General features: G+C 61.8%; 17 protein-coding genes and 2 tRNA genes. 9 read left to right on the plus strand and 10 right to left on the minus strand.

Features of this window, described 5'->3' with window-relative positions:
* Positions 1-115 precede the first annotated feature (115 nt).
* The 3 genes from ahpC (at position 116) to SB756_RS02465 (ending at position 2,724) form a co-directional block, all read left to right on the plus strand.
* The gene (gene ahpC / locus SB756_RS02455) at positions 116-679 is read left to right on the plus strand and encodes an alkyl hydroperoxide reductase subunit C (protein ID WP_410910098.1); all 564 of its coding nucleotides are present in this window, start codon (positions 116-118) and stop codon (positions 677-679) included.
* 125 nt (positions 680-804) lie between these two features.
* Positions 805-2,367: an alkyl hydroperoxide reductase subunit F gene (gene ahpF / locus SB756_RS02460; protein ID WP_410910099.1), complete on the plus strand. Its 1,563-nt coding sequence runs from the start codon at positions 805-807 to the stop codon at positions 2,365-2,367.
* A 168-nt stretch (positions 2,368-2,535) separates the two neighbouring features.
* Positions 2,536-2,724 carry a hypothetical protein gene (locus SB756_RS02465; protein WP_016498965.1) on the plus strand — a complete coding sequence of 63 codons (189 nt, stop codon included), beginning with the start codon at positions 2,536-2,538 and terminating at the stop codon, positions 2,722-2,724.
* A 4-nt stretch (positions 2,725-2,728) separates the two neighbouring features.
* Here SB756_RS02465 and SB756_RS02470 read toward each other — a convergent pair whose 3' ends face one another.
* From SB756_RS02470 to nhaR, 3 genes are all read right to left on the minus strand, one after another.
* Entirely contained in the window at positions 2,729-3,376 is a 648-nt protein-coding gene (locus SB756_RS02470; RefSeq protein WP_197899266.1) for a YceH family protein, read from the minus strand.
* Between the two features lie 112 nt (positions 3,377-3,488).
* Positions 3,489-4,700: a serine/threonine transporter SstT gene (gene sstT / locus SB756_RS02475; RefSeq protein WP_410910100.1), complete on the minus strand. Its 1,212-nt coding sequence runs from the start codon at positions 4,698-4,700 to the stop codon at positions 3,489-3,491.
* 105 nt (positions 4,701-4,805) lie between these two features.
* Positions 4,806-5,699, minus strand: a complete 894-nt coding sequence (nhaR, locus tag SB756_RS02480; protein ID WP_138736085.1) for a transcriptional activator NhaR — start codon at positions 5,697-5,699, stop codon at positions 4,806-4,808.
* A gap of 131 nt (positions 5,700-5,830) precedes the next feature.
* Here nhaR and SB756_RS02485 point away from each other — a divergent pair, with 131 nt between their 5' ends.
* On the plus strand, positions 5,831-6,070 hold the full coding sequence (locus SB756_RS02485; RefSeq protein WP_019473606.1) for a hypothetical protein: 240 nt from the start codon (positions 5,831-5,833) through the stop codon (positions 6,068-6,070).
* A gap of 29 nt (positions 6,071-6,099) precedes the next feature.
* Positions 6,100-6,852, plus strand: a complete 753-nt coding sequence (locus SB756_RS02490) for a TerC family protein (RefSeq protein WP_410910101.1) — start codon at positions 6,100-6,102, stop codon at positions 6,850-6,852.
* A gap of 61 nt (positions 6,853-6,913) precedes the next feature.
* On the opposite strand, the gene SB756_RS02495 is transcribed toward SB756_RS02490, so the two are convergent.
* Entirely contained in the window at positions 6,914-7,090 is a 177-nt protein-coding gene (locus tag SB756_RS02495) for a hypothetical protein (RefSeq protein WP_016498971.1), read from the minus strand.
* 165 nt (positions 7,091-7,255) lie between these two features.
* Between SB756_RS02495 and SB756_RS02500 the strand changes: the two genes are divergently transcribed.
* Complete coding sequence (locus SB756_RS02500; protein ID WP_341796119.1) at positions 7,256-7,990, plus strand: peptidase C39 family protein; 735 nt, start codon at positions 7,256-7,258, stop codon at positions 7,988-7,990.
* Positions 7,991-8,084: 94 nt separating this feature from the next.
* Here the strand turns inward: SB756_RS02500 and SB756_RS02505 are convergent, their stop codons facing one another.
* A complete protein-coding gene (locus SB756_RS02505) occupies positions 8,085-9,368 on the minus strand; it encodes an NAD(P)/FAD-dependent oxidoreductase (RefSeq protein ID WP_341796118.1) in 1,284 nt (427 codons plus the stop codon).
* A 203-nt stretch (positions 9,369-9,571) separates the two neighbouring features.
* Here SB756_RS02505 and SB756_RS02510 point away from each other — a divergent pair.
* Positions 9,572-9,648: transfer RNA gene (locus tag SB756_RS02510), tRNA-Val, on the plus strand.
* Positions 9,649-9,818: 170 nt separating this feature from the next.
* Positions 9,819-9,895 (plus strand) — tRNA-Val (locus SB756_RS02515).
* 48 nt (positions 9,896-9,943) lie between these two features.
* Here SB756_RS02515 and SB756_RS02520 read toward each other — a convergent pair.
* Genes SB756_RS02520 through SB756_RS02535 form a run of 4 tightly spaced genes read right to left on the minus strand, consistent with a single transcriptional unit; the run spans position 9,944 to position 13,619 of the window.
* The gene (locus SB756_RS02520; RefSeq protein WP_341796117.1) at positions 9,944-11,224 is read right to left on the minus strand and encodes a TRAP transporter large permease; all 1,281 of its coding nucleotides are present in this window, start codon (positions 11,222-11,224) and stop codon (positions 9,944-9,946) included.
* Complete coding sequence (locus SB756_RS02525; RefSeq protein WP_410910102.1) at positions 11,218-11,823, minus strand: TRAP transporter small permease subunit; 606 nt, start codon at positions 11,821-11,823, stop codon at positions 11,218-11,220. The genes SB756_RS02520 and SB756_RS02525 overlap by 7 nt, the downstream gene beginning before the upstream one ends.
* A gap of 25 nt (positions 11,824-11,848) precedes the next feature.
* Positions 11,849-12,898 carry a TRAP transporter substrate-binding protein gene (locus SB756_RS02530; RefSeq protein WP_410910103.1) on the minus strand — a complete coding sequence of 350 codons (1,050 nt, stop codon included), beginning with the start codon at positions 12,896-12,898 and terminating at the stop codon, positions 11,849-11,851.
* Between the two features lie 49 nt (positions 12,899-12,947).
* Complete coding sequence (locus tag SB756_RS02535; protein WP_341796114.1) at positions 12,948-13,619, minus strand: RraA family protein; 672 nt, start codon at positions 13,617-13,619, stop codon at positions 12,948-12,950.
* Between the two features lie 112 nt (positions 13,620-13,731).
* Between SB756_RS02535 and SB756_RS02540 the strand changes: the two genes are divergently transcribed.
* Positions 13,732-14,631: a LysR family transcriptional regulator gene (locus tag SB756_RS02540; protein WP_016487907.1), complete on the plus strand. Its 900-nt coding sequence runs from the start codon at positions 13,732-13,734 to the stop codon at positions 14,629-14,631.
* 78 nt (positions 14,632-14,709) lie between these two features.
* Here the strand turns inward: SB756_RS02540 and SB756_RS02545 are convergent, their stop codons facing one another.
* Positions 14,710-15,510, minus strand: a complete 801-nt coding sequence (locus SB756_RS02545; protein WP_341796113.1) for an HpcH/HpaI aldolase family protein — start codon at positions 15,508-15,510, stop codon at positions 14,710-14,712.
* Positions 15,511-15,512: the final 2 nt, after the last annotated feature.

Consider the following 15,512-nt stretch of genomic DNA (forward strand, 5'->3'; position numbering starts at 1 on the left):
CGGGTTATAGCCAAAACCAATCACAAGCATGAGCTTTGCCAATGAGCCTTCGGCGGGATGATTAGTTAGGATTCTATCCATCAACTGATTCCAACCCCATGAAGGAGCGTCTCTCATGCCAATCATCAACAGCCAAGTCAAACCGTTCAACGCCACCGCCTATCACAAGGGCGAGTTCGTCCAGGTCAGCGAAGCCGACCTGAAAGGCAAGTGGTCTGTCGTGTTCTTCTACCCGGCTGACTTCACCTTCGTCTGCCCGACCGAGCTGGGTGACCTTGCCGACAACTACGCCGAGTTCCAGAAACTGGGTGTGGAAATCTACGGCGTGTCCACCGACACCCACTTCACCCACAAAGCCTGGCACGACACCTCGGACACCATCGGCAAGATCCAGTACCAGCTGATCGGTGACCCGACCCACATCATTTCGCGCAACTTCGACGTGCTGATCGAAGAAGCCGGCCTGGCCGACCGCGGTACCTTCGTGATCAACCCGGAAGGCCAGATCAAGATCGTCGAACTGAACGACGGTGGTGTAGGCCGCGATGCTGCCGAACTGCTGCGTAAAGTGAAGGCTGCCCAGTACGTTGCCGCCCACCCAGGCGAAGTGTGCCCAGCCAAGTGGAAAGAAGGCGAAGCCACTCTGGCACCATCGCTGGACCTGGTAGGCAAGATCTAAGGTCATGCCCATAACGCGGGCGGTAAGCAGCCGCCAAAGCTGAGATACCTACCGCCCCGTCAAACGCCCGGGCGACATCGCCTGGGCGTTTTTGTATCCGAGTTTTGAAAAAAGGAATCGCCCGTATGTTGGACGCCACGCTTAAATCGCAACTGAAAACCTACCTGGAGCGGGTCACCCAGCCGATCGAGATCGTAGCCTCCCTCGACGACGGCGCGAAGTCCCGCGAATTGCACGACCTGCTGGTGGAAATTGCCGGTTTGTCGAACCTCATTACCTTCAGCGCGGAGGGTACCGATGCCCGTCGCCCGTCGTTCTCGCTGAACCGCCCGGGTAGCGATATCAGCCTGCGCTTCGCCGGCATACCCATGGGCCACGAATTCACTTCGCTGGTGCTGGCGCTGCTGCAAGTCGGCGGCCACCCGTCCAAGGCCAGTGTCGAAGTGATCGAGCAGATCCAGGCGCTGGAAGGCGAGTTCACCTTCGAAACCTACTTCTCGCTGTCGTGCCAGAACTGCCCGGACGTGGTCCAGGCGCTGAACCTGATGGCAGTGCTCAACCCTAATGTGCGCCATGTGGCCATCGACGGTGCGCTGTTCCAGGACGAAGTGGAATCGCGCAAGATCATGGCGGTGCCAAGCATCTACCTGAATGGCGAAGTGTTCGGCCAGGGCCGCATGGGCCTGGAAGAAATCCTCGGCAAGATCGACACCAGTGCCGGTGCTCGCCAGGCCGAAAAGATCAACGCCAAGGACGCTTTCGATGTACTGGTGGTTGGTGGTGGCCCGGCCGGCGCGGCAGCGGCCATCTACGCCGCACGTAAAGGCATCCGCACCGGTGTTGCTGCCGAGCGCTTCGGCGGCCAAGTGCTCGATACCCTGGCCATCGAAAACTTCATCTCCGTGCAGGAAACCGAAGGGCCGAAACTGGCCACGGCACTGGAAGAACACGTCAAGCAATACGACGTGGACATCATGAACCTGCAGCGCGGCGAAGCGCTGATTCCGGCCACCGATGGCGGCCTGCATGAAGTACGCCTGGCCGGCGGTGCCTCGCTCAAGGCCAAGACTGTGATTCTGGCCACCGGTGCCCGCTGGCGCGAAATGAACGTGCCGGGCGAGCAGGAATACCGCGGCCGTGGCGTGGCCTACTGCCCGCACTGTGACGGCCCGCTGTTCAAAGGCAAGCGCGTGGCGGTGATCGGCGGCGGCAACTCGGGCGTGGAAGCGGCCATCGACCTCGCCGGCATCGTCGCCCAGGTGACGCTGATCGAATTCGACAGCCAGCTGCGTGCCGATGCAGTGTTGCAACGCAAGCTGCACAGCCTGCCGAACGTGAAAGTGATCACCAGCGCGCTGACCACCGAAGTGCTGGGCAATGGTGAGAAAGTGACCGGCCTGCGCTACAAGGATCGCACTACGGATGAAACGCACGACGTGGCGCTGGAAGGCATCTTCGTGCAGATCGGCCTGCTGCCGAACACTGATTGGCTGAAGGGTACCGTCGAGCTGTCGCCGCGTGGCGAGATCATCGTCGATGCCAAGGGCCAGACCAGCATCCCGGGCGTGTTTGCCGCCGGTGACGTGACTACCGTGCCGTACAAGCAGATCGTGATTGCTGTGGGTGAAGGGGCCAAGGCTTCGCTGGCAGCCTTCGATCACCTGATCCGTACTTCGGCTCCGGCATAAGCCTGTACCGGCCTCTTCGCGGCTAAAGCCGCTCCCACGGGTACTGCGCAGTTTTGAACACTGTGTAGATCCCTGTAGGAGCGGCTTTAGCCGCGAAAGGGCCGGTCCAGGAAAAGAAGAACCCGAGGGTGTCTATGATTAGTGCAGATCCCCTCAGGAATCACACCCATGACCCTGATCAGCCGCGAACCCTGGTGGTTAGTCCCCCCAAAGCCCGGTCAGCAAGAGCAGGACCTGCACTGGGGCTACCTGGAAATCTACGCCGACGGCCGCACCGTGTTCGTCGACCAGCGCCCCAGTGACCGGGAGCTGGCCGAACGCAAGAGCTGCCGCAACTTCCCCGACCGCGAGCCGTAAAGGCTCAGCCTTCCAGCTCGGCCAGGCGCGCCTCCAGCGCCGCGATGCGAGCTTCAAGGGCTTCGATGCGGTCTTCCGAGACACTGCCGCCACTGCTGCGCGCGCCACCTTCCTGCTGGCGTGCAGCGAGGATTACTTCGATTTCAGCCGGGTCGCCCAGGGCGTGGGTGTAGCGGTCTTCGCGCTGGCCGGCCTGGCGTGGCAGGTGCAATGCCAGACCGCGCGAGATCAGGCGCTCCAGTTGGTGCTGGATCTGCTCGGTGTCGTCGAAGTCGTGCAGGCGGTTGCTGCGGGTAAGCAGTTCGTTGAGGGTTTGCGGGCCACGCAGGAACATCAGGCCCATCAGTATCAGCTGCGCTGGCACCAGCTCCAGTGCCTTGTCCACCCTTTGTTCCCAGCGGTCGGCACGGCTGCCCATCTGCAGGCGGGTCATGTCCTGCCCTTCAAGGGCGCGCAAGGCTTGGCCGACCTGGCCTTGGGTCAGGTTCATCACCGGCTCGCGGCTGGTCTTCTGGTTGCAGGCCAGGACCAGGGCATTGAGGGTGAGCGGGTAGCTTTCCGGGCTGGTGGCCTGCTTTTCGATCAGCGAACCGAGAATGCGGATCTCAACGCTGTTGAAGCGGCCTTCACCTGCGGTTTCGTGTTCTGACATGGCCCTGTCTCATTACTGGGGAAAGGCCACTAGCCTAGGTAATGCGCCTGGCTTAAGCAATCACTGGCATCATTGCTTGCCTGCAAGGGGCCGCACAGCGGCCCCTTGGCCTTCAAGCGCTACGCCGCTCTTCGGCTTGGCAAGCCGCCGCTGTGAACAGCACATCGGTCGACGAATTCAGCGCCGTCTCGGCCGAGTCCTGCAACACACCAATAATGAAGCCCACCGCCACCACCTGCATGGCAATTTCACTGGGGATGCCGAACAGGCTGCACGCCAGTGGAATCAGCAGCAGCGAGCCCCCGGCCACGCCCGAAGCACCGCAGGCGCACACCGCTGCCACCACGCTGAGCAGCACGGCCGTTGGCAGGTCCACCGGGATACCCAGGGTATGCACCGCAGCCAGGGTCAGCACGGTGATGGTGATGGCCGCGCCGGCCATGTTGATGGTTGCGCCCAGCGGGATCGACACCGAATAGGTGTCTTCATGCAGGCCAAGGCGCTCCGACAGTGCCAGGTTGACCGGGATGTTGGCCGCCGAGCTGCGGGTGAAGAACGCGGTAATGCCGCTTTCGCGCAGGCACAGCAGGGTCAATGGGTAGGGGTTGCGGCGGATTTTCCAGAACACGATCAGCGGGTTCATCACCAGCGCCACGAACAGCATGCAGCCGATCAGCACAGCCAGCAGGTGCAGGTAGCCGAGCAATGCGTCAAGGCCAGACTGGGCAAGCGTGGAGCTGACCAGGCCAAAAATGCCCAGCGGGGCGAAGCGGATGACCACGCGCACGATCAGGGTCACGCCGTTGGACAAGTCTTCGACCACGGTACGGGTGGTTTCGCCAGCATGGCGCAGGGCCACGCCCAGGCCGATTGCCCAGGTCAGCACGCCGATGAAGTTGGCGTTGAGCAGGGCATTGATCGGGTTGTCGACCGCGCTCAGCAGCAGGTTCTGCATCACCTCGGTGATGCCGCCCGGCGCGCTCAACGTTGCCTCGCCAGTGCTCAGCACCAGGCTGGACGGGAACAGCATGCTGGCAACTACAGCCACCACCGCTGCGGCGAAGGTGCCCAGCAGGTACAGCCAGAGGATCGGGCGGATGTGGGTTTCCTGGCCGTGGCGGTGGTTGGCGATAGACGCCATGACCAGGACGAACACCAGTACGGGCGCTACGGCTTTCAGGGCGCTGACGAACACCTTGCCGAGAAAGGCCATGTCGCGGGCGATGGCGGGCGCGAGCAGGGCAAGGGCGATGCCGGCGAGCAGGCCGATGACGATCTGCGTCACCAGGCTGGTGCGGTTGAGGAGGCGGAGAAGGGGGGTCATGTGCAGCGGTATCTCGGAATCTGGAAAGGGCGCGACTTTACCATAGAGTACTTGTGGGGCTGTTGCGGCCTGTTCGCGGGTAAACCTGCGAACAGGCCGTCGCAATCACCAATGAAACAACTCCCGACGCGCCCCCTCGGTAATCGCCACGATCCCCGGGTGCTTGACCTTGCGTTCCACCGAAATGGCATAGAACGACTCGTGCACGGCCTCGGTCTGGCCGATCAGCGTCACGCCATACTGGCGGCACACTTCTTCGGCGATCACGCTGGGGGCAACGAAAATGCCGCTGCCCGACTGGCCGAACGCCTGCATCAGGGCACTGTCATCGAACTCGCCGACGATGCGTGGCTGCACCTGTTGCTCACTTAGCCACCGTAGCAAGCGGCTGCGCACTACGGTTTCCTGGCCAGGCACCAGCAATGGCGCATCCTGCAGGCAGGCGGGGAAGGGGCCGTCAAGGCGCTGTGCCAACGCCGGGGTAGCGAAGAAGCTTAGCCCGCACTCGCCCAGCTTCTGGCTATAACCCTTGATGTCCAGGTTGCTGGGCATGGGGCTGTCGGAAATCACCAGGTCCAGGCGCTGGATGGCCAGGTCTGCCAGCAACCGCTCAAGTTTGTCTTCGCGGCAGTTGATGCGCAGCACTTCATCCAGCTCCATGGTCGGTGCCAGCAGGCGGTAGACGATGGATTTGGGCACCACGTCGGCCACCCCCACGCGGAACAGGATCTGCTCCTGCGGGCCTGCCCGCAGCATGGCTTCCAGCTCGCCGCCGATCTGGAACATCTGCTCTGCATACACCAGCGCCTGGCGGCCGGTCTCGGTCAGCTCCAGCTGCCGGCCGGCGCGCTGGAACAATTCAAGGCCGTAGGTTTGCTCGAACAGGCTTATTTGCCCGCTGATGGTCTGCGGTGTGAGGTTCAGCTGCTCGCTGGCACGGGTGATGCTGCCGGTCTTGGCCACGGCCCAGAAGTAATGCAACTGGCGATAATTGAGCACCGTTGGTTGTCCCGATTCGTAAAAACCGAAGTATACGCCATGAAAATACGAATTTTCCTGAACTATTCGCGTCTCTAGAATGCACCGCATCAGGCGCCATGCGCCGCCGGGATATTTCAAGCGAGGACACCATGCTGCAACTCAAATCCATCGGTACCCCATTGGTGCTGGCTTTGGCCCTGTTTACCCTGGCAGGCTGCGACCAGGCCGAGAAATCCGCCCAGCAGATGCTCGACCAGGCCGCGCAGTCGGCCAAGCAGGCCATCGACGACACCAACAAGGCCGCCCAGCAGGCGTTGAACGAGGCCATCGGCGGCGAAGGGCAAAAGCCTGAAGATGCCGACAAGAAAAAAGACACCCAGGAAATCTGACCCTAAACCGCCGCTGCAGGATTTGAACAATGGAATACTTGCTGGAACTCGCCGCTAGCCCCACCGCCTGGATTGCCCTGGCTACGCTGGTCGCCATGGAAGTCGTACTGGGCATCGACAACCTGATCTTCATCTCCATCCTGACCAACAAACTGCCCGTGGAGTACCGTTCCAAGGCACGACGTATCGGTATCAGCATGGCGTTGGTCATGCGCCTGGCCTTGCTCAGCACGGTGGCCTGGATCGTACAGCTGACCGACCCGGTGTTCGAAGTGTTCGGAAACGCCTTCTCCTGGAAGGATGTGATCCTGATTGCCGGTGGCCTGTTCCTGCTGTGGAAGGCGACCAAGGAAATCCACGAAAGCGTTGACCCGCACGGTGCGAAGGAAGAAGCCAAGGTCGGTTCGACCATTACCCTGGGCTTTGCTGCGGCAATCTTCCAGATCCTGCTGCTGGACATCGTCTTCTCGGTCGACAGCATCATCACTGCTGTGGGCATGACCGAGCACTTGCCGATCATGATCATTGCCGTGATCACGGCAGTCATCGTCATGATGGTGGCCGCCGACCCGCTGGCCAACTTCATCAATGACAACCCGACGGTGGTCATGCTGGCCTTGGGCTTCCTGATCATGATCGGCATGACGCTGATCGCCGAAGGTTTTGGCGCTCATGTACCGAAGGGGTATGTGTATGCGGCCATGGCGTTCTCGACCGCGATCGAGATGCTCAACATTTTTGCTCGCCGGGCGCGATTGAAGCGTGAGGCGGCTGAAGGTTGATGTAAAGAAGGTTGATGCAAAAGGCGGGGCGCATTGCGCCCCGTTCGCGTTTTCTGAAGTCTTAATGCACCCCGGCTGGCCGCCGTGCCCGGCGCACAGGTTGCGGCTTGGCAGGGGCCTGCGGTGGCAGGTGGTGGTGGGAATGGCGCCGCACGATGCGCAGTACGCCCCACAGCATGGCGGCTGCAACGCTTAGCCACATGCCTACCAGCATGAAAATTGCCATGGTCAGGCTCATCTGTGCCTCCATCTCTACGGCAAGCGCTCGATTGGCCAGCGCTGCCTTCCAGACACTGCTTTAGTCTAGCCCTTCGCCTGTGACGTTCCATCGAACAAAGGTCTATCTCTGAGTCCGATTCGCTCCAAGCCGCTGTCGGACTATACCCGCGCCGCTGTCGGACCTATGATCGGTGGCCAGAGCCGGGCGCTGCCTGCCTGGCGTTGGAACAAGCGAGTGTCCATGCAGCAACATTCCATCAAAGCTGCCCCACGGCGGCTGTTGGTCGCCTGTCTGATGGCGGCCACCTTGGCCGGCTGTGCCAGCGCACCGCCTGCCAACCTCAAAGGCCTGCCGCAGCGGGTCGAGATCAGCAGCGTGCCGTTCTACCGTGGCAACGCCAACCACAGCGGTGCCATGGCGCTGGCAGCGGTGCTGTCGCAACAGGGCGCACCCATCACTCCGGGCCTGCTGGACAAACCGTTGAACCTGCCACAGGGCGCCGAAGCGCTGGACACTGGCATCCCTCGCGTGGCGCGGGACTATGGCATGGTGGTGTACCCGTTGGACAAACAACTGGACGCACTGCTGGCCCAGGTGGCGGCGGGCAACCCGGTGTTGCTGCGTTACGAGGAGGGTTCGGCCTGGTGGGGTGAGCCACGTTATGCGGTGCTGATCGGCTATGACCGCTACAAGCAGCGTGTACTGCTGCGCTCGGGCATGCACCGGCGGCAGGTGATGGCGTTCGATGACTTTGCATCGGCGTGGGCGAAGCAGGGGAGTTGGGCGGTGCTGGTGCAGCCACCGCGGCAGTTGCCGGCCCAGGTGGACCGCCAGCGGTGGTTACAGGCTGCGGATGAACTGGCGCGGGCGGGGCAGGAAATTGCGGCGAAGCAGGCTATCAGCAGCCTGAACAAATAGCGGTGCCAGCTCCCACAGGTAGCGCACTGGGTTCGACGCCTGTGCGGTACCTGTGGGAGCTGGCTTGCCGGCGATAGGGCCAGGCCTGCTTACATCAGAAGCCCAGGCGATCGCGCAGGCTGTAGTACCAGGCGCCAATGGCGCTGAACGGCACACGCAGCATCTGGCCACCCGGGAACGGGTAGTGCGGCAGACCGGCGAAGGCGTCGAAACGCTCAGCCTGGCCGCGCAGGGCCTCGGCCAGCACTTTGCCCGCCAGGTGGGTATAGGTTACGCCGTGGCCCGAGCATCCCTGCGAGTAGTAGATGTTGTCGCCGATACGGCCAACCTGTGGCAGGCGCGACAGGGTCAGCAGGAAGTTGCCGGTCCAGGCGTAGTCGATCTTCACGTTCTTCAGCTGCGGGAAGGCCTTGAGCATCTTCGGACGAATGATCGCCTCGATGTTGGCCGGGTCACGCGCGCCGTACACCACGCCACCACCGAAGATCAGGCGCTTGTCGCTGGTCAGGCGGTAGTAGTCGAGCAGGTAGTTGCAGTCCTCGACGCAGTAATCCTGCGGCAGCAGGGTACGCGCCAGCTCTTCGCCCAGTGGTTCGGTGGTGATCACCTGGGTGCCGCATGGCATGGACTTGGCGGCCAGTTCCGGCACCAGGTTGCCCAGGTAGGCGTTGCCGGCGACGATGATGAACTTGGCGCGCACCTTGCCTTGTGGGGTGTGCACGACCGGGTTGGCACCGCGCTCGATGCGGATTGCCGGGGTTTGCTCATAGATGATGCCGCCCAGTGACTCGACCGCAGCAGCTTCACCCAGGGCCAGGTTCAGTGGGTGGATGTGGCCGCCGCTCATGTCCAGCATGCCGCCGATATAGCTGTCGCACGCGACCACTTCACGGATGCGCTTCTGGTCCATCAGCTCGAGCTGGTTGTGACCGAAGCGTTCCCACAGGCGCTTTTGCGATTCCAGGTGGCCCATCTGCTTGCTGGTGATGGCGGCGAACACGCCACCGTCTTTCAGGTCGCACTGGATGTTGTACTTGGCCACGCGCTCACGAATGATGCGCCCGCCTTCGAAGGCCATGTGGCCCAGCAGTTGCGCTTCCTTGGGGCCGACGGTGCGTTCGATGACGTCGATGTCGCGGCTGTAGCTGTTGACGATCTGGCCGCCGTTGCGGCCCGATGCGCCGAAGCCGACCTTGGCCGCTTCGACGATGCTCACCTTGAAGCCGTTCTCCAGCAGGAACAGGGCGCTGGAAAGGCCGGTGTAGCCGGCGCCGATGATGCACACATCGGTTTCCACCTCACCCTGCAGCGCCGGACGTGGCGGCACCGGGTTGGCCGAGGCGGCGTAGTAGGACTGGGGGTAGGGGGTGTTAGCCATGCTGCAGGAACCTCGTGTTTTATATTTTTAACGAATGTACCGATGCTATCAATAATAATAAACACCCGCTAGTCGTCTGGTGAAAATCCTTTACGGCGGACCTGCCAGCGCCTCTTTATATAAAGAGTTTAAGATTCAGTAGGTTAGCTCGAAAAAAAGTGTTGACAGGGTTTTTCTAATGCGTAGAATGCGCACCACACGACAGGCACATAGCTCAGTTGGTTAGAGCACCACCTTGACATGGTGGGGGTCGTTGGTTCGAGTCCAATTGTGCCTACCAAATCGAAGAAGGGGTGATCCGAAAGGGTCATCCCTTTTTTTCATTGTCCATTTCGCGGGCATCGAAACCGCGGTATGGGCAGGCAGCGCTCATATTCGAAAGTTTTTGATTTTTCTCAAAAAAAAGCTTTACAGGTACGCATTGCATCACTAATATGCGCACCACACGACAGGCACATAGCTCAGTTGGTTAGAGCACCACCTTGACATGGTGGGGGTCGTTGGTTCGAGTCCAATTGTGCCTACCAAATCCCAAAAAGGGCGATCAGAAATGATCGCCCTTTTTGCATTTTCCGCTAGAACGCCTTTGGCAGCCACAGCGCCAGTTGTGGAAAGGCAATCAGCAAGCTGATCAGCACCAGCAAAGCCAGGCAGAACGGCAGCGCGCCATACACCACGTCCATGAAGTTGCCGCGGCCACGGATGCTCTGCACCACGAAAAGGTTCATGCCGAACGGCGGGGTGATCTGGCCCATTTCGCACAGCACGATCAGCACCACCCCGAACCACAGTGGGTCAAAGCCCAGGGCGACGACGATCGGCACGATCAGCGGCGCCGTGGTGATCAGCATCGCCAGGGTGTCCATGAAGCAGCCGAGCACGATATAGAACACGATGATCGCCAGCAGCGTGGCCGTAGGTGACAGGTTCAGGTTGGTGACGAAGTTGACCAGGGTGGTGGTCAGCCCGATGGACGCCAGCACGAAGTTGAGGAAAAACGCCGACAAGGTGATGAAGATGATCATTCCGGTGGTGCGCAACGTGGCTTCGAAGGCCTGGCCCAGGCTTTGCCAGGTTAGAGCCCGGCGCCACAGGCCCAAGCCCAAGGCGCTGAGTACCCCCAGTGCCGCCGACTCGCTGGCAGTGGCAAAACCGCTGTAGATCGAGCCGATCACCAGGGCGAAGATGGCCAGTGGCGGCAGCAGGTCGGGGATGCAGGCCAGGCGTTCTGCCCAGCGTGTGTGTTCTTTGCGCCCACCCAATTGCGGGCGCACCAGGCAGGCCAGCACGATCAGTGCGACGAACAACAGGCTGAGGATGATGCTGGGGATGGTTGCAGCCAGATACAGCTTGGGCACCGACACGTTGGCGATCAGGGCGAACAGGATCATGTTGATCGATGGCGGAATCAGGATGCCCAGCGTGCCGCCAGCGGCGATTGAGCCCAGGAACAGCGGGGCGTTGTAGCCTTTACGTTCCTGCTCCGCAATGGCCAGGGTGGAAATGGTTGCTGCGGTTGCCACGCTGGAGCCACTGGTGGTGGCAAGCAGTGCGCTGGCGCCGATGTTGGAGTTCATCAGGCCGCCCGGCAGCCAGGACAGCCATTTCTCGACCGCCTGGTACATGCGCCCGGCCACCCCCGAACACACCAGCAGTTCACCCATCAGTATGTATAGAGGGATGGACACCAGCAGGAACTCGGCGCTGGTGTTCCAGGCGATTTCGCCCATGGCATTGCTCAATGGCAGGGTCGAGAACAACTGCGACAGCGACATCCCCAGCAGGCCGATACTGACGGCGGCGGCCACGCTCAGCGCCAGCAGGGCCAGCAGCAGGAACAAGGTGATGCTCAGCATGGCGTGTGCTCCTTGGCGGTTTTGGCCGCGGGGTGCAGCTCTTGTTCGATTTCCTGCTCCACCGTGTTGATACCGATCAGTGCACTGACCGCCCCCCAGCGCCCGCGCAATAAATGCCCCAGGCTCACCAGCGCCAGGCTGAGCAGGGTCAGGGCGAAGAACAGGTAGCCGGCAAACCAGATGGATTGCGGTATCCATTGCGGCACTTGCAACGGCGTGTTGGACACTGAGCGGTATTCGATGGAGTCCTGCAGCACATTCCAGGCGTGAAAGGCCAGGGTGCTGACCAGCACGGCCATGCAGGCCAGGGCGAACAGGTCGAGCGCCACCCGTGGCTTCAGGCCAAGGCGAGCGTAGAGGATGTCGACGCGGATGTGCGAGCGCTTGAGCAAGGTGACCGGAAACGCCCAGGCGCTGGTGACTGCCAGAACATAGCCGGCAATCTCATCGGCGCCGCCCATGGAGATGCCCAGGGTCTTGCGCAAGATCAGGTCGATGCCAATCAGCAGGGCGCAGCCGAGCAGGGCAAAGCCACCTACCCAGGTGCTGGCCTTGGCGATGGCGGTGATGGGCGCCAGGCCGGAATGGGCCGTATTCATCACTGTCTGCTCCGAGGTAAAGGGCTTATGGGGCCAGGCGCATGCCGATGGCACGGCCTGCGCTGGCATTCCATTGCTCGACACAACCGGGGCCGCAACGCTTGCCCCAGTTGTTGGCGATTTCCAGCGCCGCCTGGCGCACGCGCTGCTGTTCTTGCGGGTCGGGTGCCGACGCGCTCATCTGCGCCGGTTGGTGGATCTGGCAGTCGGGGCTGCCGACATTGCATGCCTTGGCGTAACGGTTTTCCCTGGCCGTCTCCTGCCACAGGGCATCTTCCAGCACCTTCGACTGCGCCTGCAGCAGTTGCTGCACCTCAGGCGGCAACTGTTGCCAGCGCTTGAGGCCGATGCCATAGAAGCCGACCGACCAGTCCACCGGCAGGTCGTACAGGTACCCGGCCACGTCGTACCATTTGGCGGCGTTGCCCGAGCCGATGCCGGTAATGGCGCAGTCGATGACGCCGGTCTGCATGGCGGTCACCACTTCGGCAAAAGGCAGGGTGACCGGGGCAGCGCCAATGGCCTTGACCAGTTCGGCCATGTTGCGCCCGCGCGTGCGGATTTTCCGGCCCTTGAGGTCGGCCAGCGATCGCACGGGCGCGCGGCAGAAAAACACCTGCGCAGTGTACGGCACGGTGGCCAGCAGCTTTATGCCATGGCGCTCGGCCATACGCTGTTCCAGCACCGGCTTGTAGGCGTCGGCAATGCGGCGGGCGGTGCCGATGTCGGCGGCCATGCCCGGCAGGTCGATGCCTTCGAAGGTGGCATCGTCACCGGCGACGAATGCGAACACGCCCATGCCGATGTCTACCGCGCCAAAGCGCATCAGGCGGATGATTTCCGGGCCCTTCAGGCCGCTCTCCGACAGCCCCAGCAGTTGGGCGGTGACCTTGCCGTGGGATGCGGTGGGCAAGGTGTTGGTCCAGAACGGCTGTTCGACGGCGCGGAACGTGTAGTTGTGGCTGCCGCCACCAATCACGTTGAAACGGATTTGCGGGTAGTCCTGCGCCTGTGCGGCCGGGCTGCCCATCAGCGCGCCAAGCGCCAGCGGTATGAGCCGGGAGATGAGCTTCACGGTAGTCCTCTTGTTGTTGTTCAGGAGCTACTTCGGGTACGGTCTGGCGCTATTGGCGAGGGCGGGTCGCCGCCTCGATGGTCGACCGCGACCCGACGATATCGGGAAACTTCTCGCCCTTGGCCAGCCGGGCGAGGGTGTGCTTTTCGTTGCGCTGGAAGTCGATTGCCCGTTGCGCCAGTTCTACCACCTTGCCTGGGCGCAGGAATACGATGCCGTTTTCGTCCGCCACCACGGCGTCGCCCGGGTGCACGATGACCCCGCCGCACTGGATGGCAGTGCAGAACTCGCCTTCGTGGCCGATCACCCGCGTGGTGATGGCACTGGCACCGCGTGACCATACCGGTACGCCGTGCTCGCGCAGTTCGCCAAGGTCGGTGACATAACCGTCGACAATGATCCCGGCTACCCCGGCCTGCTTGGCGGCGTAGGCCATGGCCCCACCCAGCGCGGCGGTGATGCGCTCGCCGCATCGGTCCACGACGAGGAAATCGCCGGGGCGTGCGCAGCCCATAGCGTAGTGCAGGATGCCACCGTCATTGCCGGGCATGCGTACGGTTACGGCGGTGCCCACCGCCCGTACATTCTGCAAGTGTGCCTTGATTTCCGGGTGGGGTATGCCGTGGGTAATGAAATGGCCGATAGTTGCCGGTTCGGCGTTGATCAGTATTTCAAGTTCGTGGGCGTTAACCGGGGTAGGTAGAGCTTCGATGATATACATAGGGAGTTGTTGTTATGCCGGATGCTTTTTCGAAGGGTTTCGGTCATCCTAACAAGCGCCCTGAACGGTCGATAATAAAAATCCGTAAGCAGTAGCCGGAGCAGTTTTTATCATGCGTATCACGCTGATGCAGATCGAGGCATTCTACTGGACCGCCCGCCTGGGCGGTGTGCACGCGGCCTCACGGCATCTTCACCTGACGCAACCTGCGGTGTCGGCGCGCATAAAGGAAATGGAGTCGTTGCTGAGCGTCAAGCTGTTCGACCGCAGCAAGCAGCGTATGAGCCTCACCGCCGACGGCCACACGGCGCTGCGCCATGCCGAACTGGTATTGAACAACAGCACGCAGCTGGAGCAGTTCGCTGCCCAGCAAAAGCAACACCGGCGCCTGCGCCTGGGTGCAGACGAGTGCTCGGCCATGGTCGGGCTGACTGCGGTAATAAGCGAAATCAAGGCGCACTTCCCGGAAATCACCCTGGAAATCACCATCGATGTGGGCGCCGCGCTCAACCGCAAACTGAACGATCACGAACTGGACATCGCCCTGCTGACCAACCCGGCCACACGCGAGGATGTGACCGATGTGTTCCTTGGCTGGATGACATTTCAGTGGGTGGCGGCGCGGCACCTGGAGATTGCCGACGGGCCGTTTCTGCCGCAGCAGGCGCGGCAGTATTCGATCGTTACCCACAGCGCGCCGTCGACATTGTATTCGGTGGTGGACCGTTGGTTGCAGGAAAGCGGCTCGGCGAGCCACGCTTTTCATTCCAGCAATTCGCTGGCGTTTATTGCCAAGATGGTATCGGCGGGGCATGCCATTGGCATATTGCCGGTGCCACTGATTCGCGACATGTTGGCGGTGGACATGTTGAAGACATTACCGTGCGACCCGGCGATCCCTGCGGCAAAGTTCTGCCTTTCCTACTTGACTGAACGGCCGGACATGCAACTGGGTGAACTGGTATCGATCATTCGGGCGACACTGGTAAAGCAGAACTTTCTGGTGGATTAGTCGCGCGCCCGCAGGCACCGTAGCAGCCCGAAAACTGCGCGGTGCCTGCAGGCGCCGGTTGTGTGGCGTGTCAGTCGGTCAGGTGAGTGCCTGTTTTACTGTAGCGATATGTTGCCCGGCCTGGTTGAGCCATGACAGATCGCTGCCCATCAGCAGCATGTCGCTGCCCATGTCCAGCAACCGCCTGGCGGTGACCCGGTCGGCCGGAAAGCACGGCACCATCACGTTGATCGAGCGGGCATGGCATTTCTCGATCAGCAACTGCAAGCGTTGCAGCACCTCGGGGTTGCCCAGGCGGTAGTCGACCGGCAACCCGCGTGAAAGTGAGTAGTCCGCCGGCCCGAAGTGCACCGCATCGATCCCTTCCACATCGAGAATCTCATCGATGTTGTCGAAAAACTCATAGCTTTCGGCCATGGGCACGATCACGCTGCGGTCGTTTTCTGCCTGGGTGTAGCGCGCCCAGTCGAAACCTGGCCCGGCGAACCCGGCCGAGCGCACCGAGCTGTCGCCACCGCGGCGTCCCAGCGGCGGGAACTTGCTGTAATGGATGATCTGGCGCATCTGCGCGGCGTTGTGCACTTGCGGCACGATCACCCCGGCAGCGCCCATTTCCAGGGCCTTGCGTATATCCCATTCCAGCGTGCCCCGTACCCGTACCAGGCTGGGGATTGCAGCGCTGCTGGCGGCCAGCAGCAGTTTTTCCATGTGGCGGTCCACGCCCAGCGCGGTGTGCTCGGCGTCTATGAAGACGAAATCCAGGCCCCAGTTGCCGGCCACCTCGATGGCCATGCAGGCGGTGCTGTAGATGTTTATGCCGAAGGTGGCACCGCGCGCCATGCGGGCCTTCAGCAAGGTGTGTGTGGTGCTTTGGTTCATGT

The organism is Pseudomonas sp. SIMBA_068 (assembly GCF_046534705.1).
GTDB lineage: Bacteria > Pseudomonadota > Gammaproteobacteria > Pseudomonadales > Pseudomonadaceae > Aquipseudomonas > Aquipseudomonas putida.